The organism is Actinokineospora inagensis DSM 44258, assembly GCF_000482865.1.
GTDB lineage: Bacteria > Actinomycetota > Actinomycetes > Mycobacteriales > Pseudonocardiaceae > Actinokineospora > Actinokineospora inagensis.
In genome coordinates, this window is the sequence record NZ_AXWW01000013.1 from 34,296 (window position 1) to 53,907 (window position 19,612).

General features: G+C 69.0%; 16 protein-coding genes. 8 read left to right on the top strand and 8 right to left on the bottom strand.

All coding sequences use genetic code 11. The features are described from left to right. Positions 1–281 precede the first annotated feature (281 nt). Both H504_RS0104125 and H504_RS0104130 read left to right on the top strand, forming a co-directional pair. Positions 282–1,475 (top strand): AAA family ATPase, encoded by a 1,194-nt coding sequence (locus tag H504_RS0104125; RefSeq protein WP_026421744.1) that lies wholly within the window; start codon positions 282–284, stop codon positions 1,473–1,475. Between the two features lie 50 nt (positions 1,476–1,525). After that, the gene (locus tag H504_RS0104130) at positions 1,526–2,830 is read left to right on the top strand and encodes an amidohydrolase family protein (RefSeq protein ID WP_026421745.1); all 1,305 of its coding nucleotides are present in this window, start codon (positions 1,526–1,528) and stop codon (positions 2,828–2,830) included. On the opposite strand, the gene H504_RS0104135 is transcribed toward H504_RS0104130, so the two are convergent. The 4 genes from H504_RS0104135 to H504_RS0104150 form a co-directional block, all read right to left on the bottom strand. Beyond that, entirely contained in the window at positions 2,827–3,495 is a 669-nt protein-coding gene (locus H504_RS0104135; protein ID WP_026421746.1) for an SDR family oxidoreductase, read from the bottom strand. The genes H504_RS0104130 and H504_RS0104135 overlap by 4 nt on opposite strands. 868 nt (positions 3,496–4,363) lie before the next feature. Next, positions 4,364–6,439, bottom strand: a complete 2,076-nt coding sequence (locus H504_RS0104140) for a PhoX family protein (RefSeq protein WP_425394031.1) — start codon at positions 6,437–6,439, stop codon at positions 4,364–4,366. A 183-nt stretch (positions 6,440–6,622) separates the two neighbouring features. Continuing rightward, complete coding sequence (locus tag H504_RS0104145; RefSeq protein ID WP_026421748.1) at positions 6,623–7,714, bottom strand: inositol-3-phosphate synthase; 1,092 nt, start codon at positions 7,712–7,714, stop codon at positions 6,623–6,625. A 73-nt stretch (positions 7,715–7,787) separates the two neighbouring features. Continuing rightward, positions 7,788–8,333, bottom strand: coding sequence for a PadR family transcriptional regulator (locus tag H504_RS0104150; protein ID WP_026421749.1), 546 nt, complete (start codon positions 8,331–8,333; stop codon positions 7,788–7,790). 265 nt (positions 8,334–8,598) lie between these two features. On the opposite strand from H504_RS0104150, the gene H504_RS0104155 reads away from it, so the two are divergent. The 3 genes from H504_RS0104155 to H504_RS33205 all read left to right on the top strand — a co-directional run bounded on the left by H504_RS0104155 (position 8,599) and on the right by H504_RS33205 (position 13,700). After that, a complete protein-coding gene (locus H504_RS0104155; protein WP_026421750.1) occupies positions 8,599–9,003 on the top strand; it encodes a DUF5318 domain-containing protein in 405 nt (134 codons plus the stop codon). A 100-nt stretch (positions 9,004–9,103) separates the two neighbouring features. Next, positions 9,104–11,956, top strand: a complete 2,853-nt coding sequence (locus tag H504_RS33200) for a transglycosylase domain-containing protein (RefSeq protein ID WP_051385467.1) — start codon at positions 9,104–9,106, stop codon at positions 11,954–11,956. A gap of 112 nt (positions 11,957–12,068) precedes the next feature. Beyond that, on the top strand, positions 12,069–13,700 hold the full coding sequence (locus H504_RS33205; protein WP_425394032.1) for a glycosyltransferase family 87 protein: 1,632 nt from the start codon (positions 12,069–12,071) through the stop codon (positions 13,698–13,700). A 65-nt stretch (positions 13,701–13,765) separates the two neighbouring features. On the opposite strand, the gene H504_RS0104170 is transcribed toward H504_RS33205, so the two are convergent. Further along, positions 13,766–13,996: a hypothetical protein gene (locus H504_RS0104170; protein WP_026421751.1), complete on the bottom strand. Its 231-nt coding sequence runs from the start codon at positions 13,994–13,996 to the stop codon at positions 13,766–13,768. A 215-nt stretch (positions 13,997–14,211) separates the two neighbouring features. Between H504_RS0104170 and H504_RS33210 the strand changes: the two genes are divergently transcribed. The 3 genes from H504_RS33210 to rarD all read left to right on the top strand — a co-directional run bounded on the left by H504_RS33210 (position 14,212) and on the right by rarD (position 16,994). Further along, positions 14,212–15,471 (top strand): helix-turn-helix transcriptional regulator, encoded by a 1,260-nt coding sequence (locus H504_RS33210; protein WP_157440196.1) that lies wholly within the window; start codon positions 14,212–14,214, stop codon positions 15,469–15,471. Then, positions 15,464–15,970, top strand: a complete 507-nt coding sequence (locus H504_RS33215) for a flavoprotein (protein WP_035303273.1) — start codon at positions 15,464–15,466, stop codon at positions 15,968–15,970. Before H504_RS33210 ends, H504_RS33215 begins: the two co-directional genes overlap by 8 nt. 130 nt (positions 15,971–16,100) lie before the next feature. Then, positions 16,101–16,994, top strand: a complete 894-nt coding sequence (gene rarD / locus H504_RS0104185) for an EamA family transporter RarD (RefSeq protein WP_026421752.1) — start codon at positions 16,101–16,103, stop codon at positions 16,992–16,994. Here rarD and H504_RS0104190 read toward each other — a convergent pair. The 3 genes from H504_RS0104190 to H504_RS0104200 are packed head-to-tail and all read right to left on the bottom strand — an operon-like array spanning position 16,991 to position 19,559. Next, entirely contained in the window at positions 16,991–17,380 is a 390-nt protein-coding gene (locus H504_RS0104190) for a hypothetical protein (protein WP_026421753.1), read from the bottom strand. The genes rarD and H504_RS0104190 overlap by 4 nt on opposite strands. Continuing rightward, complete coding sequence (locus H504_RS0104195) at positions 17,377–18,795, bottom strand: glycosyltransferase 87 family protein (protein ID WP_084467368.1); 1,419 nt, start codon at positions 18,793–18,795, stop codon at positions 17,377–17,379. The genes H504_RS0104190 and H504_RS0104195 overlap by 4 nt, the downstream gene beginning before the upstream one ends. Further along, on the bottom strand, positions 18,792–19,559 hold the full coding sequence (locus tag H504_RS0104200; RefSeq protein WP_026421755.1) for a deoxyribonuclease IV: 768 nt from the start codon (positions 19,557–19,559) through the stop codon (positions 18,792–18,794). The genes H504_RS0104195 and H504_RS0104200 overlap by 4 nt, the downstream gene beginning before the upstream one ends. Positions 19,560–19,612 lie beyond the last annotated feature (53 nt).

The window sequence follows — 19,612 nt, forward strand, 5'->3', positions numbered from 1 at the left end:
CATGGCTCAAGTATGCGCCATGCGATCGGCAAAAGCACGTGTTTGTCCGGTGAAGTGGGGCACACACCGATGAATCATCGGCAGTGGCCTGGGTCTCACCGGATAGTGTCCGGTTTCTTGTGAGCCGGCGAACACTGTGCTAACGCTCGGCAGATCTGACTGTGCCTTCGGCTGTCTTTGGCTATCTACGGCATCTGCTAGATACCTGGATAAACCGTGAGCCCCGGTGGCGCGCCGGGGAAATATCGGGCAAGCGCTAGAGACGCCGATACGGTCCGGTGGTGGATCCGGTTCGCAACCCCTTCGCGCCCGGCGCGGGCCAACGGCCGCCCGAGCTGGCGGGCCGCGAACGGGAGCTGGCCGCGTTCGACGTCGTGCTGGAACGGGTCGCGCGCGGCAAACCGGAACGCAGCCTGGTGCTGACCGGCCTGCGCGGCGTCGGCAAGACGGTGCTGCTCGGCGAGCTGCGGTCGATGGCCGTCCGGCGCGGCTGGGGCGCCGGGAAGATCGAGGCCCGGCCCGATGCCGACCTGCGGCGACCGCTGTCGGCCGCGCTGCACCGGGCCATCCGCGACCTGGCCGTCCGGCACCGCGCCCCCGACCGGGTCGAACAGGTGCTCGGCGTGCTGAAGGCGTTCGCCCTGAAGGCGTCACCGGACGGCGCGAAGCTGCGCGAACGCTGGCAACCGGGCATCGACGTCCCGGCCACCCAGGGCCGCGCCGACTCCGGCGACATCGAGATCGACCTGGTCGAGCTGTTCACCGAGGTCGCCGAGCTCGCCAAGGACGTCGGCACCGGCGTCGCCGTCCTGATCGACGAGATGCAGGACATCGGCGCCGACGACATCTCCGCCCTGTGCGCCGCCTGCCACGAGCTGTCCCAGTCCGGCGCCCCGCTCGTCGTCGTCGGCGCGGGCCTGCCGCACCTGCCCGCCGTGCTGAGCGCGGGCAAGTCCTACTCCGAGCGCCTCTTCCGCTACGTCCGCATCGACCGGCTGGACCGGATCGACGCCGACCGCGCCGTCCTCGCCCCCGTCGACCGCGAGGACGCCGAGATCACCCCCGACGCCCTCGAAGCCCTCTTCGAGCGATCCGGCGGCTACCCCTACTTCATCCAGGCCTTCGGCAAAGCCGCCTGGGACGCCGCCCCCGCCGACCCGATCACCGCCGAAGACGTCCTCGTCGCCGCCCCCGAGGCCGAGGCGGAGCTGGCCGTCGGCTTCTTCGGCTCCCGCTACGAACGCGCCACTCCCGCCGAACGCGAATACCTCCGCGCCATCGCCGACCTCACCCACGGCCGCGACGAACCGGCCAGCACCTCCGACATCGCCGTCTCGCTGGGCCGCAAACCCTCCTCCCTGTCACCCGCTCGCGACAGCCTCATCAAGAAGGGCCTCATCTACTCCGCCGAACGCGGCCGCATCGCCTTCACCGTCCCGCACTTCGGCCGCTACCTGCTCGCCATGGACGAGTAGCCCACCCGGGCTGCGGTGGCGGGGCGGGCGGGACCTGGCAGGATTCGGGCATGTCGCTGCGTTTGCGTGCTGCCGTGGTCCTGCCGTGTGACGCCGCCGGTTCGGTGGTGCGCGACGGCGTGGTGGATGTCGATGACACCGGCCGGATTGTCTACTGTGGACCAGCCAGTGCCGCGCCGGTGACGGCGGCGGAGACGGAAGCGCTGGACGGCATCCTGATGCCCGGTCTGGTCAACGCCCACGCGCACAGTCCGATGACGTTGTTGCGCGGGCTCGGCGGCGACCTGCCGTTGCTGCGGTGGCTCACCGAGGTCATCTGGCCGACCGAGGCCAAACTGACCCCCGACGACGTTTACGCGGGAATGGTGCTCGGGTCGTTGGAAATGCTCAAGGCGGGCGTCACCACCAGCGCCGAGATGTATTTCTTCGGCGAAGAACTGGTGCGCGCCGTCCTCGACACCGGCGCCCGCCTCGTCTACGGCCCGGCGATCATCGACGCGCCCGGCTGGGACTGGGAGCACCAACTCCAGCAGGCCTGCGCCTGGATCGACGCGGACGGCCTGCGGTTCGGGCACGGAGACCGGATCGAACTGGGCTACGGCCCGCATTCCGCGTACACGCTTTCCCCGGAGGCGTTGAAAGAAGTGGGGGAGGCGGCCCGGGAACGCGGGGCGTTGGTGCAGATCCACGTGGCCGAGTCATTGCCGGAAGACGTGCGGCAACGCGAGGAATTCGGTTCGGTCCCCCGACTGCTCGACCAGGTGGACCTGTTCGGCGGTCGGGTGCTCGCGGCACACGCGGTCCACCTGTCGGACGAGGACATCGAAATCCTGCTCCGCCGCGACGTCGGGGTGGCGCATTGCCCGGGGTCGAACATGAAGTTGGCCTCCGGGACCGCGCGAACGGTTGACCTCCGCGACGCCGGGGTCAAGGTGGGATTGGGCACGGACGGCCCGGCGAGCAACGACGACCTCGACCTCTGGGAGGACGCGCGGCTGGCAGGCCTGCTCGCCCGAGTATCCACAATGGACTCCACCGCGCTCAAGGCCACCGACCTGCTGCTGATGTCAACCCGAGGCGGCGCGGACGCGCTGTCCCGCCCGGACATCGGACGGCTCGAACCGGGAGCGTGGGCCGACCTCGTGCACGTCGACGCGACCGGCCCCGCGTTCCCCGCGGGCCTCGACGTGACCGACGAACACCTGATCGCGAACCTCGTGTGGTCCGCCGGTTCCCGCGCCGTCCAGGACGTGTGGGTGGCCGGTCAACAGGTGGTCGCCAACCGGGAACCCACCCAGGTCGACGAGCAGGCGGCCATCGCGAAAGCACGAGCGATCACCCGCAGGCTGATCTAACGCGGACGAACGACGACCTCGGTGAAATGCGCGTCGTCACCAGCCAGAACGGCGGTGCGGACAGCAGCGGCGACAGACTCGGCCCGCAGATAGCGATCCGGCTCGTAAGCGCCGCCCTCATCCGCCCGAATCCCGCGCTGCATGTCCGTGTCAGTGCGACCGGGAAACACCGAGGTAACCCGCAGTTCAGGCTCCTCCGCCCGCAAAACGTCAGCATAAGCCCGAAGCGCGAACTTGCTCGCCGCGTACGGCCCCCACCCGGGATTCGCGGTACGACCCGCACCCGAATTGACGAACACAACCTGCCCACGCGCAGAACGCAACGCGGGCAACAACAACCGAGTCAACTCGACAGCAGCGATCACGTTGACCTCATAAGTACGCCGCCACACCTCAGCGGTCGCGTCGGCAAGCCGCCCAACCCGACCAATCCCGGCGGAATGCACCAAAACATCCACAGTGGACAAACCGGTGACCGCGGCAGCCAAGGCGGCTTGGTCGGTCAGCTCAACCGCCCAGGGCCGGGCATCCGGCAACTCACCGGCCAACCCCCGCAACGCAGCCACATCCCGACCCCCCAACAACAGCGAATGCGTACCACCAAGCACCCGCGCGACAGCCGCACCAATCCCACGGGACGCACCAGTGATCAAAGCCAAAGGCATACCCCCAACCTAAGCCCCACCCCTCGGCAACGCCTCACCCCACCCTCCCCACAGCTCCAGCGAAGTCGGCGAATTGGTCGTAGGGAGCATCGGACGACATGTCCGGCCACGCAGAGACCGCCAAGTCGCGCAGGCCGCCATCACGAGGCTCGGGCACCGCCCCAGAAAACGCCACAGGCCAACAACCGCACCCGGTCCACCGAGCGCAACGTCAAGTCGCACCCGCCCGTCCCCGGCCCCCACCCTTCCCGGGGGGCGTCCCCGAGGCCAGTCTACCGGTGCGGCAAGATCATCAGGGACCTGCGGTGCGGGCTGTGGACAGCGGGACGGAGTGTGGACAACTTCCCGAGCCAGGGGTGAACACGCAGGTCAAGGATGGTGTCCGTCCGGTGGGATCGCTGGTCAGCGACACATGGCCGAACCGGTGCGATCGCTGGTCAGGGACGACGTCTGGTCGAGTCGGGGTGAGATCGCCCGTCAGGAACGGCACCTGACCGAACCGGGGTTTGGACTGCCCGTCAACAACGACGTCGGGCCAAGCCGAGGCGAGATCGCCCATCCAGAACGGCACCTGACCGGACCGGAGCGGCATCACCCGTCAACAACGACGTCAGGCCAAACCGGGGATCACTGGTCAACGACGATGCCTGGCCTGAGTCGGGACGGGATTGGCCGGTGGTTCGACCCAAAACGTAAGCCGGGTACCGATCTGCCCTCGGCATCACAGGCAAGACGCCGGCGCATCCTCGGCAGCGCGGCCAGAGAACAGCACGGCCAGAGAACCCAGAGAACCCAGTGGGCAAGTCGATACCCGGCCGACGGGCTGGTCAGCGGCCCTCCCGCCCAAGCGGGCGGGAGGGCCGCCTGCTCACTCGCCGACGCGGCAGCCGGACTTCCACACCATGGCCACGGCGGGGCGGGGCTGGGCGGTGCCGCCATCAGGCCAGTGGGCCAGCGGGTTGTCGGCGCTGGCGCCGTCCAGCTCACCGGGATGTTGCACCGAGACCAGGATGAAGTCGTCCTGCACGACCGGGCCGCAGGTTTCGGCGCCGACGGGGACGGTCAGGAACTGCTTGAGGTATCCGCGGTAGTGGCCGTCGACCGGGACGGCGAACAGGCCGTCGTTGGAGCCGAGGGCGTTGCCGTCGGTGGCGATCCACAGGTTGCCGTGCCGGTCGAACGCGACGTTGTCCGGGCAGGAGATCGGGCTGACCTGGGTTTTGTCGTAGCCGCCGAAGTAGGTGTCCGGGGAGTTGGGGTCGCCGCAGACCAGCAGCAGGCGCCAGGAGAACGTGGTGGCGGTGTGGTCGCCGTGCGTCTCGGCCCATTCGAGGACGTGGCCGTGTTTGTTGCCGTTGCGCGGGTTGATCTCGGTCGGGCCTTCTTTGCCCGGCTTGCCGCGGTCGGTGTTGTTGGTGAGCGCGGCGTAGATCCGGCCGTTGACCGGGTTCGGCTCGACGTCCTCGGGGCGGTCCATCTTGGTGGCGCCCACCCTGTCCGCGGCGAGGCGGGTGAAGACGTACACCTCCTCGGCGGTGAAGCCGTCGACGTACGAGCGGTCGCCGGACACCAGCTTGATCCACTTGCCGGTGCCGTCGAACTCGCCGTCGGCCGGGAGCCTGCCGGTGCCGTCGAACTCGGCCGCCGGGCTGTCGCCGGTGAACTGGGCGACGTACAGGGTGCCCTCGGTGAGCAGGCGCTTGTTGTGCGCGCGGTCGCCGTGGCGGTAGCGGTCCTTGGAGACGAACTTGTAGATGTAGTCGAACCGTTCGTCGTCACCCATGTAGCAGACGACGCGGCCGTCGCGGGCGACCTGGATGGTGGCGCCCTCGTGCTTGAACCGGCCGAGCGCGGTGTGCTTCACCGGCGCGGCACCGGGGTCCAGCGGGTCGATCTCCACGACCCAGCCGAACCGGTTGAACTCGTTGGCCTCCTTGGCCAGGTCGAAGCGGGGGTCGAACCGCTCCCACTTCCGCACGCTCTCGCCCTTGGGGGTGCCGTAGCGGGCGACCCTGGCGGCGGCGGTCGGGTCGGTGACCTTCTCGCCGTTGCCGAAGTAGCCGTTGAAGTTCTCCTCGCCGGACAGGATGGTGCCCCACGGGGTCACCCCGCCCGCGCAGTTGCCGAAGGTGCCGCTCACCCGGCGGCCGGTCGGGTCGGTCGACGTGCGCAGGAACTGGCTGCCCGCCGCCGGGCCGGTGAACTCGAACGGCGTGCTGACGGTGATCCGCCGGTTGCACCTGCGGTCGATCTTCGGCACCAGCTTGCCGCTGCGCCGGTCCCGTTCCACCCGCACCACGGAGAACCCGTGCGCCGCCCAGCCGATCTTGACCTGCTCCTCGGTCGGGTTCGCCGCGGTGTAGCCCTTGAACATGAACGACTCGGTCGTGTACTCGTGGTTCGAGCCCAGCAGGTACGCGTCGTGGCCCAACGGCACCAGACCGCAGAAGTCGTTGTTGTAGCCGAACTGCCGCGCCTGCCCGGCCGCGGTCTGGTGGTCGAAGTCGAACGCGGGCGCGCCCGGCAACACCGCGTCACCCCACCGGATCACCACGGCGTCGTGGTACCCCTCGGGCGTGACGATCCGGTCTTCGCGGTTGGGCGCCACCGCCGTGAAGTCCAACCCCTTCGGCCCACGCGGGCGCCCGTGGCCACCGTCGCGCGCCGGGGCCGCCGCCGCGGTACCGGCAACCCCGCCGACACCGGCCCCCGCCACGGCGAGCACCGCCCCCGCCCGGAGCATCCCCCGGCGACTGACGATCGACCGGACCACGTCACCGAAGTAGGCGTTGTCCGAAGAGTTGGGCGCCTCGTGCGAGCAGGCGTTCGCGCAGCGGTACTGGCACGTCACCGCGGACCGACCAAGCGGGTGGTTCGGCAGCAGCGGCAACGGGATCCGGCCGTCGGTGGGGGACACGGAGCCTCCGGTGGTGGGAACGGTCACTGGGAATGGCGTGACCGTAGGAGGCACAAACCGACCGAAGCGGACATTCGGGTGAACGGGGGGCGAACAGACCAAAGGTGTGCCCCGATGGTCGCGCCACGCGACCAGTCGATCACCACGGGGTATCGCGGAAGGGAGCGGCTTCCCGAGTTCGAGAAAGCCGGCCCCCTTCCGCGATGTGAACTACCGGTCGACCTCGCCGCGGATGAACTTCTCCACCGCGTCGTAGGCGTCGTCGTCGGAGTACTGCTCGGGTGGGGACTTCATGAAGTACGAGGAGGCCGACAGGATCGGGCCGCCGATGCCGCGGTCCAGGGCGATCTTGGCGGCGCGCACCGCGTCGATGATCACGCCCGCCGAGTTCGGCGAGTCCCAGACCTCCAGCTTGTACTCCAGGTTGAGCGGGGTGTCGCCGAACGAGCGGCCCTCGAGGCGGACGTAGGCCCACTTGCGGTCGTCGAGCCACGGGACGTGGTCCGACGGGCCGATGTGCACGTCGGCCTTGGCCATCTCGTGCGGGATCTGCGAGGTCACCGACTGGGTCTTGGAGATCTTCTTCGACTGGAGCCGCTTGCGCTCCAACATGTTCATGAAGTCCATGTTGCCGCCGAAGTTGAGCTGGTAGGTGCGCTGCAGCTCCACCCCCCGGTCCTCGAACAGCTTCGCCATGACCCGGTGCGTGATCGTCGCGCCGACCTGGGACTTGATGTCGTCGCCGACGATCGGGACACCTGCCTCGGTGAACTTCGCGGCCCACTCGGGGTCGGAGGCGATGAACACCGGCAGCGCGTTGACGAAGGCGACACCGGCGTCGATGGCGCACTGCGCGTAGAACCGGTCCGCCTCCTCGGAGCCGACCGGCAGGTACGACACGAGCACGTCGACCTCGGCCTCGCGCAGCGCGGCGACCACGTCGACCGGCTGCTCGTCGGACTCGCTGATCATCTCCCGGTAGTACTCGCCGAGGCCGTCGTAGGTGTGGCCGCGCTGCACCGAGACACCCAGCGGCGGCACGTCGCAGATCTTGATGGTGTTGTTCTCGCTGGCCACGATCGCCTCGGACAGGTCGCGGCCGACCTTCTTGGCGTCAACGTCGAACGCGGCGACGAACTCGACGTCGCGGACGTGGTAGTCGCCGAACTGGACGTGCATCAGCCCCGGCACCCGCGTCGTCGGGTCGGCGTCGCGGTAGTAGTGCACGCCCTGCACCAGCGACGCGGCGCAGTTGCCGACGCCGACGATGGCCACCCGCACGCTCTGGCGGTTCTCGCCCATGCCGGTTCTCCTTCTCGTTTTCCGCCGCGCGCCGAGCGCGGTCCTCGTCACAGGCGCCTGGCCTGCCTGCCGGTCATTCCGTTGGACCGGGCTGCTCGCTCTGCTCGTGCGCGATCAGCTCGTTGAGCCAGCGCACCTCGCGCTCGCTCGTTTCCAGTCCCAGCCGGTGCAGCTCCCGGGTGTAGCGGTCGATCTGCTCACCGGCCCGCGCCAACGAGGAACGCAGACCCTCGCGGCGTTCTTCCACCCGGCGGCGTCTGCCTTCCAGGATGCGCATCCGCACCTCGGCCGGGGTTTTCGAGAAGAACGCCAGGTGGACGCCGAACCCGTCGTCGTCCCAGGTCTGCGGGCCAGCGTCGGCGAGCAAACCGGCGAAGTGCTCCTTGCCCTCCGCGGTGAGCTTGTAAACGCGCTTGCCGCGCCTGCCCCACGAGCGGGCGTCGCCGTCCGGTGTCTCCTCGACGATCCAGCCGGACCGCAGGAGGCGGCGCAGCGTGGGGTAGAGCGAGCCGTAGGAGAACGTCCGCAACGTCCCGAGCAGTTCGTGCAAGCGCTTGCGCAGCTCGTACCCGTGCATCGGGGCCTCGTGGAGCAGCCCGAGGATCGCGAACTCGAGCACGGGCACCTCCTTCGAAAACCTGACCGCCACCGCACGACATGAGTTGACCTACTGGACACTTATATCGTGCCGATACATCGCGAGCCTGGCCAACCGAAGACCGTGTGTCAATCGCCACGCGGGCGGATCAACCCGCCGGATCACCGCGAGCCACCCGCATCCCCGCCGGTCAACCGGTACGCAGGTCACGAATCGGATCCCGGGCGCATGTCGACGCGGCGAATCGGCTCACCTCCGTGATAACGCGGCCGCGTAGGCTGTCCTCGTGCGAACGCAGCGGCAGGTGGTCGACTACGCGTTGCAGCGCAGGTCGCTGCTCGCCGGGGTCTACTCGGGTCGCGTCGGCACCACCGAGGTGTGCGACGCGAACCCGTACCTGCTGCGCGCCGCGAAGTTCCACGGTCAACCGACCGACGTGACCTGCCCGGTGTGCCGCAAGGAGCAGCTAACCAACGTGAGCTGGGTGTACGGCGACGAACTCAAGCACGTCTCCGGCTCGGCGCGCGTCCCGGAGGAGCTGGCCAAGATGGCGGCGGTGTACGAGGAGTTCTCCGTGCACACGGTCGAGGTCTGCCGGACATGTTCCTGGAACCACCTGGTGCAGTCATACGTCCTGGGGACCGGGGGCGTTCGCACGCCCAAGACCCGCAGGAGGACGGCAGCGGAGTGAGTGCCCGCGTGACCGGGTCCAACGCATGGCACGCACGCGCTGCCGCGCATGACCACCGAACGACGCCCATCCCGGGCCGTCGGGCCGGGGAGGCCTTTTCGTGAACGACCACAATGACCAGCGGCGACGGCCGGAGCCGGACTGGCCCACCGGGGACGACCCGGACGGGGCCAAATCCCGCGCGTCCGGACCCCCCGCCGAGGAACGCACCGGGTTCTGGAGCCCGCTGTGGGAGGAAGAGGGGGGAGCCGTCGACGGCAAGGGCGTCGACGGCAAGGGCGTCGAACCCCCGGCAGACAACAAGGCCGCGGATGAGGGCGTCACCCGCCAGGTCAACCGCCCCAACGGCGGTCGCAGCGGCCCCAACGCCCAGTCCGGCCCCAACGGCGGTCCGGCCCGCCCCGGTCCCAACGGCGGCCCCGGCGGTCGCCCGCCCGCAGGTCGCGGTCCCAACGGCGCACCCATTCCCCCCGGCCGTCCCGGTCCCGCCAACGGACGCGGCCCAGCCGGCCCCAACGGCCCAGGCCCCAACGGCCCGGGTCCGAACGCCCCCGGCGGCCCGACCACGGTGATGAACAGCCCCGGCGGCCCGCGCAAGCCCGGCGCGCCCGACCCGGCAGGCCCCACCACGGCCCTGCCGAACCCGAACCGCGACCAGGCGACGATGGCGATCCGCCAAGGCGGCAGGCCGGACCCGAACGCCGAGGGGCCGACCGTGTTCATGCCCAAGCCGGTCGGGCAGGCCCGGTCCGAGCCGCAACTGCTGACCCACCGCGAGCCCGAACTGGAAGAGGGCTTCAACGACGAGGTCGACACCGAGGCCGATGCCGGGCCGACCGAAGAGGAACTGCGCAAGATGCGCAAGAAGAAGATCTGGCGGCGGGTGCGGCGCACCTGCTACGTGCTGGCGGGCCTGATGATCGTCGGGCCGATCGTGGCCTTCTTCATCACCTACCAGCTCGTCGACGTGAACAACCCCGAGGACGTGGCCCGCGACCAGGCCAAGGTCGTCACCCTGCTCTACAGCGACGGGCAGCCGATGACCCAGATCGCCGCTGCGGGCGCGAACCGGGTGATGCTCAAGCCGGAGGACATCCCCGACGACGTCAAGCACGCGGTGTACGCGGCCGAGGACCAGACCTTCGAGACCAACTCCGGGTTCGACCTCACCGGCATCATGCGCGCGGTGTGGAACAACGTCACCGGCGGCGGCGGTGGTGGCTCGACGATCAGCCAGCAGTACATCAAGCAGGCCACCGGCAACGACGACCCGACGCTGACCCGCAAGTGGGTCGAGGTCGTGAAGTCGTACAAGATGAACAAGACCTACGACAAGAAGTACATCATCACCGCGTACCTGAACACGGTGTACTTCGGTCGCGGGGCTTACGGCATCGCGGCGGCGGCCAAGGCGTACTACGGGGTCGACGACCTGCACAAGCTGAGCAGGCCGCAGGCCGCGCTGCTCGCGGGCATGATCCAGACGCCTGCGAAGTCGAAGCAGGCGGCCTACCAGCACCAGCGCTACGACTACGTGTCCAAGCGGATGGTGGAGAACGGCTGGATGACCGACCAGGAGCGCACCTCGGCGCAGTTCCCGGCCCCGGCGGACCCGACCACCACCAAGGCCGCCTCGCTGACCGGCGCGCGCGCGTTCCTGCCCGGGATGATCACCGACGAACTGGAGGACCTCGGCTACTCCGAGGACCGGCTCAAGCAGAACGGCTACAAGATCACCACCACCATCGACGAGCGGGCGCAGGGGATCGCCGAGGACTCGGTGACGACGGTGATGAAGGGCCAACCGGCGACCAGCCACGTCGGTCTCGTCGCGGTCGACCCGAACAACGGCGGCATCCTCGCCTACTACGGCGGCAGCGACCCCAACGGCGTGAACTGGGCGAAGACACAGCAGGAACCCGGTTCGTCGTTCAAGCCGTTCGACCTGGTCGGGCTGCTGAAGAAGGGCATGGGGCTGCAGAAGATGTACGACAGCTCCCCGAAGGCGTTCCCCCCGGGCTCGAAACACATCGTGAAGAACGCGGCAGCCCCGAAGTGCCAGCAGTGCACGGTCGCCGAGGCCATGAAGGAGTCGCTGAACGTGGTGTTCAGCGACATGGTCTACAACGACGTGAAACCGGCGGGCACGGCCGAGGCGGCCAAGGAAGCGGGCATCACCTCCGACCTGTCCAAGGCGCTCGACCTGAACATCGCCATCGGCGGTGGCCAGACCCGGGTCAGCGTCCGGGACATGGCCGGGGCGTACGCGACCTTCGCCGACGGCGGCACCCGCAGGCCGACGCACCTGATCGCCAAGATCCAGTACCCGGACGGCGCCACCGCCTGGGAGGCCTCGGCCGAGCCCTCCTACGCCGAGGCGCTGGCGTTCACCCCGAACGACCCCGACCTGAACTCCAAGATCGCCCGCAACGTCACCGAGTCGCTGCTGCCGATCCCGCAGTCGTCGAACATCCCCTGCTCGGACGGGCGGCTGTGCGCGGGCAAGACCGGTACCCACCAGTACATGGACACCCCGGACAACGCCAAGGCGTGGATGGTCGGCTACACCCCGCAGGTGTCCACCGCGGTCGCGCTCAGCGCCGAGAACGGCCAACCCATCCGCGACGCCGTCACCGGCAAGGCCGTCTACGGTTCCGGCCTGCCCGGCCACGTGTGGCAGAAGTTCATGAACGAGTACCTCAAGGGCGCCCCGAAGGTGAACTTCCCCCGGTTCGTGGCGATCGGCGACGAGGAGCCGGTGACCGACACCAGTGACTCCCGTCCGCCAGTGACGACCACCCCTACCACCCCGCCGGTGACGACCACCACGACACCACCGGCGACAACCACGACCACACCAACCGAAACGACAACCACCACCACAACCACCAAGCGGACCCGCCCGCAACCACCGACGCTGACAACGGACGTCCCCCAACCCGGTGACGGGTAACCGCACGACCGTCGAACTGACCGGCAGGGCCGGGGACACCAGTCCCCGGCCCTGCCCGTTGTTTGCCCGCGGCCCTACCCCGTTCGCACACCGCAGGCCGTAACATCGCCGCGTGCCAGGCGATCAGGTGCGGCCCGACGAGGCCGAGTCCCCGACCGGGGCCGTCCGCGCGCCCGAAGCGGGCCAGGTCAGCGACACAGCCGTGCTCACCGAGCAGGACCGGGTGCTGCCGTCGCGCTCCGAGTCGCTCGCCCGCTACGCCGCCACCCCGCTCGGCGGGCCGGTCGGCGCGCACGCCGCCATCGGCAGGCACTGGTTCTGGACGCCGCTGCGGGTCGCGCTGCTGCTCGCCGTCGTCGGCCTCGCCCTCGGCTGGTTCAGCAAGGCCGCCTGCGTGCAGCAGTACAACTCCGGCGACAAACTCGAACTGGACTGGCGCTCCGGCAGGCCGTACGTGGCCATGTGCTACTCCGACATCATCCCGCTCTACACCGCGGAACGGCTCGACCAGCCGGACACCTTCCCGTACAAGACGTTCTGGTACGACGACGAGGGCAAGCCGACCCAGCAGTTGCGGTACATGGAGTACCCGGTGCTCACCGGCATGTTCCAGTGGGTCAACGCCAAGCTCACCCACGGGTACCTGGAGATCGAGAAACAGGGCTGGCTGCCGACAGCGCTACCGGTGGTCGTCTACTTCACGATCAGCGCGCTGTGGTTGTCCGTGGCCTGGCTCATCACCATCTGGTTCACCGGCCGAACAGCGAGACACCGACCGTGGGACGCCGGGCTCATCGCCCTGTCCCCACTGGTCGCGGTGCACGCGTTCACCAACTTCGACACCCTCGCCACCGCGTTCGCCGCTGGCGCCCTCTTCGCCTGGTCCCGCAAACGCACCGGCTGGGCGGGCATCCTCATCGGCCTCGGCGCCGCCGCCAAGCTCTACCCCGCGTTCCTGCTCGGCCCGCTGCTCATCCTGTGCCTGCGCTCCGGCCGCGTGCGCGCCTGGTGGCAGACCACCGGCCTCGCCGTGTTCGCCTGGGGCATCAGCAACATCTGGCTGATCATCCCCGAGCAGTACCGCCAGGGCTGGTGGGAGTTCTTCCGCCGCAACGCCGAACGCGGCGCCGACCCCGACTCCATCTACAACGTCCTGCAGAAGTTCACCGGCTGGGACGGCTTCGACGGCATCGTCCCGTTCGGCGAGTCCCCGCACTGGCTCAACCTGGTCAGCGGCGCCCTGTTCGTGGCGTGCTGCCTCGGCATCGCCTTCGTCGGCCTGCACGCGGGCACCCGCCCCCGCGTCGCCCAACTGTGCTTCCTGGTGGTCGCCGCGTTCCTGCTGACCAACAAGGTGTGGAGCCCCCAGTACAGCCTGTGGCTGGTACCACTCGCCGCCCTCGCCATCCCGCGCTGGAAACTCCTCCTCGCCTGGATGACCGTCGACGCCCTCGTCTGGGCCCCCCGGATGATGTACTACCTCGGCGAGGACAACAAAGGCCTCCCCGAAGAGTGGTTCCTCGGCACCGTCGTCGCCCGCGACCTCGCCGTCATCGGCCTCTGCGTCCTCATCATCCACGAGATCTACCACCCCCACCTCGACCGCGTCCGCCGCTTCCCCGGCGACGACCCCGCGGGCGGCGTCCTCGAAGACGCCCCCGACAAGATCGTCATCACCCTCACCCCCAAATCCCCCACCCCACCCCCGGCGGAAACCCACGACAAGGAACCCGCCCCCGCATAGAACTCCGCCGACCTCCGACGGTTTCGGTAGCGCGCGAACAATCACGCGCCACCGAAACCCGCACATCAGCCCACTCGGCTGGCGACGTACTCCCGCTCAGCCCGCGCGAGGTCGGCCAATGCCCGCTCGGCGGTGTTCATCAGGGAGCGAAGTGCTGTCCCCTCGATGGTGAGGGTGCAGCCGTCCTGCTCCGTGCCGAAGGTGAACTCCACGTCATCGACGTTGTGGATCTTGTAGGTGATGTCGCAGCCTGCGCCGATCGTGGCGTAGACATCGACCATGGGGTTGCGGAGCAAGGGAATGCCTTCCGTTCGGGTGGACCCCGCGGTCCACCGCGGGGATACAAATAATCCAACCTTCGGGGATTAAGTCAGTCCAGGTTCGTTCCGCATCACACCCGCCACGTTCACGTCGCCGACCTGCGGGGTATCAGCACGATTCTCACTCGAAAGGGCGAGCAGCGGGCCCGCATTCCATTCACCCCGATCGAAGCGGAAAAGGCATCATTAAAGTGTCGTTTGCGCATCATAGAAATCGCCGCAGCCTGCACGATCAGCGTGGCCACATTGCCGCGATGTGCCACACTGGCGCTATGTCCGCAGGTAGAAGCAGGTTGGCTCAGGCCAGGGCGGCACATGGCTATACGCAGGAGAAATTCGCCGATGCTTTGGGCGTGACCCGCTTGACGGTGCAACGGTGGGAACATGGCCAGTTCTCCCCGCGCCCGGAGATGCGCGCCAAGATGGCGGCCCTGCTTAAGGTCACCGCAGCGGAGGCCAGTACCTGGTTCGGTGACCGCGAGCGGCCACACGTCATCTCACCTGCGCACGCCGAGGTGCCCGATGTTCCCCAAGAGCTGACCGAGCTGCGGGCGGCCGTCTTCGGCGGCGGTCCTCAACAGGCGCCGGTGGATCTTGGCAAGCTGGTCAACCGCGCCCACCAGCTGTACCAGCACGCCGACTACGACGGGGCCACCCGTGTGCTGACCAACCTCATCCCGAGGTTCAACAGCCAACAGGCCGGCGCGGGTCAGCGAGCTGCCGGGTACATCGCCGCCGCCAAGTTGGCGACGAAACTCGGGGACACGCACCTCGCCTGGGTAGCCGCCGACCGTGCCCACCAGGCGGCTCGCGAGGGTGGGAGCCCGGCGTTGGTCGGTGTCGCCCGGTACCAGGTCGCCGCCGCTTTGCACCGGAGCGGTGACGTCGACCAAGCCCGGGCCGTTGCCGCCGACGCGAGTGACGATCTTGCCCGGACTCGGGCGGTTGAGCCCCAACACCTGTCCGCACGCGGGTCGTTGCTGTTGCTGTCGGCTGTGTTGTCCGCTCGGCTCGACGAGCCCGGCGCGGCGCGGGCGTCGCTGGCGGAAGCGCGCGAGCTCGCCGGTGAGCTGGGGGCGGATGGGAACCACCTGTGGACCGGTTTCGGGCCGACCAACGTGGTCATCCACGAGCTGTCCGTCGCGGTCGAGTCAGGTGCCCATGACCGGGTCCGCGCTCTGGGAGACACGATCGACACCGATCTGATGCCCACCGGGTTGGTTTCCCGCCGCGCGCAGGTCCACCTCGACCTCGGCCGGGCAGCGGCCTCCACCAACACAGACGCTCTGGCGGTCTTGCACCTGCTTGAAGCGGAGCGGGTGGCGACCCAGTCGGTCTCGCGGAATGTGGTCGCCCGTCAACTGATCGCCACCCTGGTGTCGCGGGAACAGCGCAGCGCGACCCCGGGTCTCCGGGCCTTGGCGCGGCGTGTTGGGGTCATCCATGGCTGAGCGGGTGCTCTACCTGGTTGGTTGTGCGGCGCCGCCGGTGCGTGACCTGGGCACTTTCGTCGCTCTGCTGCAGGCTCGGGGTTGGGACGTGTGTGTCATCGCCACGCCCACTGCGGCCGGGTGGGTTGATGGCGACGCCCTTGCCGTGCAGACCGGGTACCCGGTGTTGAGCGCGGCGCGGCGTCCCGATGTAGTCGGTGGGTTGCCCAGGGCCGACGTGGTTGTCGTGGCGCCGGCTACGTTCAACACGGTCAACAAGTGGGCGGCGGGTATTTCGGACACGCTCGCTCTCGGCGTCCTCAACGAGGCCATCGGCCTGCGCCTGCCGGTGTATGTCGCCCCGTACGCGAAGGCCACCCTGGCCGCACATCCCGCGTTCGGCGAGAGCCTGACCAAGTTGGCCCGCTGGGGTGTGACCGTTCTCCCCAACGAACTCATCCGGCCTGTGGAAGGGCAGTCGTTCCGATGGGCTCGGCTGCTGGACAGCATCCCCGGGTGAAAGAAAGTGCCGGCTGTGCGCGAGATGCCGCCGGCGTGCCGCGGGGTGGAATATCTGGTGGCCGACCCCCGCTGTCCGAATGAGACACTGGCGGTTCGGGCGGTGAGTGATGGGATGATCGGAGGGGGACGTGGCGAGTCGGCGGGGCTTCATCTTTGGCTTCCTGGCCTATGTGACCTGGGGGTTCTTCCCCCTGTACTGGCCGTTGCTGGCGCCCGCCGGGCCGGTGGAGATCTTGGCGCACCGGATTTGCTGGTCACTGGCGGTGGTCGCGGTGATCGTGGCGGTGAGCAGGCGGTGGCGGCACCTCAGGGCGATCACGAAGGCGCAGTTCGGGTTCATCGCGGTGGGGGCGGTGACGATCGGGGCGAACTGGGGGATGTACATCTACGGGGTCAACAGCAACCAGGTCGTCGAGACCGCGCTCGGCTACTTCATCAACCCGCTGGTGACGATCGCGCTCGGGGTGCTGTTCATGGGGGAGCGGCTGCGGCCCGCGCAGTGGTTGGGGTTGGCGGTCGCGTTCGCGGCGGTGGTGGAGTTGACGTTCGACTACGGGCGGTTGCCGTGGATCGCGTTGACGTTGGCGTTCTCGTTCGGCACGTACGGGTTGATGAAGAAGAAGGCGAACGTCGGGTCGACCGAGGGCCTGGCGCTGGAGACGGCCATCCTCACCCCGGTCGCGTTCGGGTACCTCATGTTCGCGCCGAGCACGTTCGCCGATCACGGGTGGGGGCACGCCGCCCTCCTGGTCGGCACCGGGGTGGTCACGGCGATCCCGCTGCTGCTGTTCGGCGCCGCCGCGACGAAGGTGCCGATGACGACGCTCGGGTTGCTGCAGTACTTCGTGCCGATCATCCAGTTCGCCATCGGGCTGCTGATCTTCCACGAGCAGATGACCACGGCGCGGTGGGTCGGGTTCGGGCTGGTGTGGCTGGCGTTGCTCAGCATCACCGCCGAGTCGCTGATCAGCAGGCGGCGGACAACCACGAAAACTGCCCAGCCGGAGCCCGAACTGGTCTAGCGATCACGCACCCGGCGAACCATCTTCAGCCCGGACCACACCGCGTCGACCGCGCAGACCTTCACGTCGACCAGGCCGTGGTTGAGGGCGTACGACCGGACCACGCCGTCGTCCAGATCGGTCGGGACCTTCGACGCCTTCTTCGGCCACGCCACCCACAGCGCGCCGTTGACCGTCAACCGGGCAACTGCGGGCGCCCAGCCGCGCTCGAGGTCGGTCAGCCACGGGCAGAACAGCAAGATCACGTCGTACGGGTCGCGGCCCGCGCGCCGGTGGAAGTCGAAGCCGAGCTCGACCCCGTCCGGGACGCCGGTGACCAGCACCCGCGAGTCGGCCTTGACGCCGAGCTTCGCGGCGAGCGGTGTGCCGGAGTAGCCGGAGGTCACGCCCGCGACGGTAGGGCAGGCGCGAGTGGACTGTCCACAGTGTCCTTCGAACCGAGGAACGCGATGAACAGGCCGACCAGCAGGGCGGCCCGACCCCACACGCCGATCATCACCAGTTGCGCGGCGAACCCCTCGTAGATCCCGGACGGCTGCTTGGCGGCGATCTTGGCGAACCAGAGGAAGATCCCGATGCCCATGGCGGCGTCGGCGATGAAGTACGCGGTGATCCAACCCCAGCGCAGGTTGAGCAGCACGAACATCGGCACCAGCCACAGCGTGTACTGCGGCGAGTGCACCTTGTGGAACAGCAGGAACCCGCACAGCATGGCCGCCGACACCGCGATCCACGGGTAGCTGCCCTCGCGCTGGTAGCGGACCCAGCCGACCACGGCGGCGACGGCGAACCCGGTGAACACCAGCACCGGGGAGGCGACCCCGATGAAGTCGTGCACCGCCTTGTTCGACGGATCGGAGTCCGGGCGCAGCGCCCAGAACCAGATCGAGTTGGCGGTGATGTCGGCCTTGCGCTGCTCCTGGAACACGAACGACGCGAGCCAGCCGTCGAACCCGGCGATGGCGAACGGCAGGTTCACCAGGACCGCCGTACCGATCGCGGCCAGCGCCACCTTGACCATGCCCGCCACGTCGCGGACCTTGCCCACCGGCAGTTCCCGACCGCCGCGGCCGCCGGTGAGCACGTAGAGCATGAGTGGCAGCACGAAGATCGCCGGGTAGAGCTTGAACGCGAACCCGAGACCGAGGAACACCGCGCTCACCATGGCCCGGTGCACCAGCGGCCGGTCGACACCGCGCGCGCCCCAACCCCGGTGCACCACGTAGACTGCGGCGACCGCGCACGCCACGACCGGGAGCTCCCAGTTGTGGAACGCGTAGAGCACCAGCGGCGGTGACAGCGCCCAGATCAGCGCCCGCCACCGGGACAACCGGCCGAGCAGCCACGCGGTGGCCAACCCGAACGGCGCCATCAGCAGCGCGGAGAACAGCAGGAACCCGGCGTCGGTGTGCGCGAAGATCGCGCCCGCCCAGATCAGCAGGCCGGTCAGCACCGGGTACTCGACCGTGCCGCCGGTCAGCTCGCCGTCCTCGGTGATCCCGCCGTGCACGTACGGGAACACGTGCCGGTCGATGTCCCGGCCGATCCACAGGTACTGGATGTCCGAGTAGCAGACCTCGGCGTACTTGCGCTCGCCGAAATCGGGCTGGCTGCGGCCCCACTGGTCGAACTCGGGGCCGGTGCACCGGTTCTTGTTCACGAACCCGATCAGCAGGGTGATCCCGCAGAGCAGGACCAGCACCGCGAGCGCGCCCCGACCGAGCCGGGTCAGCACCGGTCGCCCCCGCTCGGGGTCACCGGTGGACGCGGCTGCGGTCACGCCCGCGGGCACCGTGCTCACCCGAGGGCCTCGCGCAGGAACGCGATGTCGGCGGCTTGGCCCTCGCTCGGCGTCTCGACCACGACCGGGGCGCCCGCGCCCGCGACGACCGCGACCAACTGGTCGGCGTCGATGGTGCCGGTGGCGATGTTGTCGTGCCGGTCGCGGGCGGAGTCGAACTCGTCGCGGGAGCTGTTGAGGTGCACCAGGTCGATCCGGCCGGTGATCGCCTTGACCCGGTCGACGATGCCGACCAGGTCCTCACCGGCGGCGAAGGCGTGGCAGGTGTCCAGGCAGAACCCGGCGCCGAACTCGGCGACGGTGTCCCAGAGCCGGGCGAGCATGTCGAACCGGCGGGCCATGGCGTTGTCGCCGCCCGCGGTGTTCTCGATCAGGATCGGCACCGCGAAGCCGCCGTCGGCGTGTTGCCGCTCGAAGAACTTGCGCCAGTTGTCCAGGCCGACCTGGGGGTCCTCGCCCTTGTTGACGTGGCCGCCGTGCACGACCAGCCCCTTGGCGCCGACCTTGGCGGCGGCGTCCGCGTGCTGGGTGATCAGCTTGCGGGACGGGATCCGGATCCGGTTGTTGGTCGAGGCCAGGTTGACCACGTAGGGCGAGTGCACGAACAGGGTGAGGTCGGTGGCCAGCAGTTCGTCGGTCCTGGGGTGCGGCTTGGGGGCCTTCCAGTCCTGCGGGTCGGCGAGGAAGAACTGCACCACCTCGGCGCCGCGTACGCGGGCCGCGGCGAGCGGGTCGTCATCGCGGACGTGGGCACCGATGCTCATGGCCGGAAAGGGTAGTCGTCGAGTCCGACCGTGGGACCCCTCGGTGGTCGGTC

What these genes read in the sequence shown, in the direction of transcription:
- H504_RS0104145 (WP_026421748.1), bottom strand. Translation starts at nt 7,714, where the DNA reads ATGGGCGAGAACCGCCAGAGCGTGCGGGTGGCCATCGTCGGCGTCGGC.
- H504_RS0104130 (WP_026421745.1), top strand. Translation starts at nt 1,526, where the DNA reads ATGTCGCTGCGTTTGCGTGCTGCCGTGGTCCTGCCGTGTGACGCCGCC.
- H504_RS0104200 (WP_026421755.1), bottom strand. Translation starts at nt 19,559, where the DNA reads ATGAGCATCGGTGCCCACGTCCGCGATGACGACCCGCTCGCCGCGGCC.
- H504_RS0104135 (WP_026421746.1), bottom strand. Translation starts at nt 3,495, where the DNA reads ATGCCTTTGGCTTTGATCACTGGTGCGTCCCGTGGGATTGGTGCGGCT.
- H504_RS33215 (WP_035303273.1), top strand. Translation starts at nt 15,464, where the DNA reads ATGGCTGAGCGGGTGCTCTACCTGGTTGGTTGTGCGGCGCCGCCGGTG.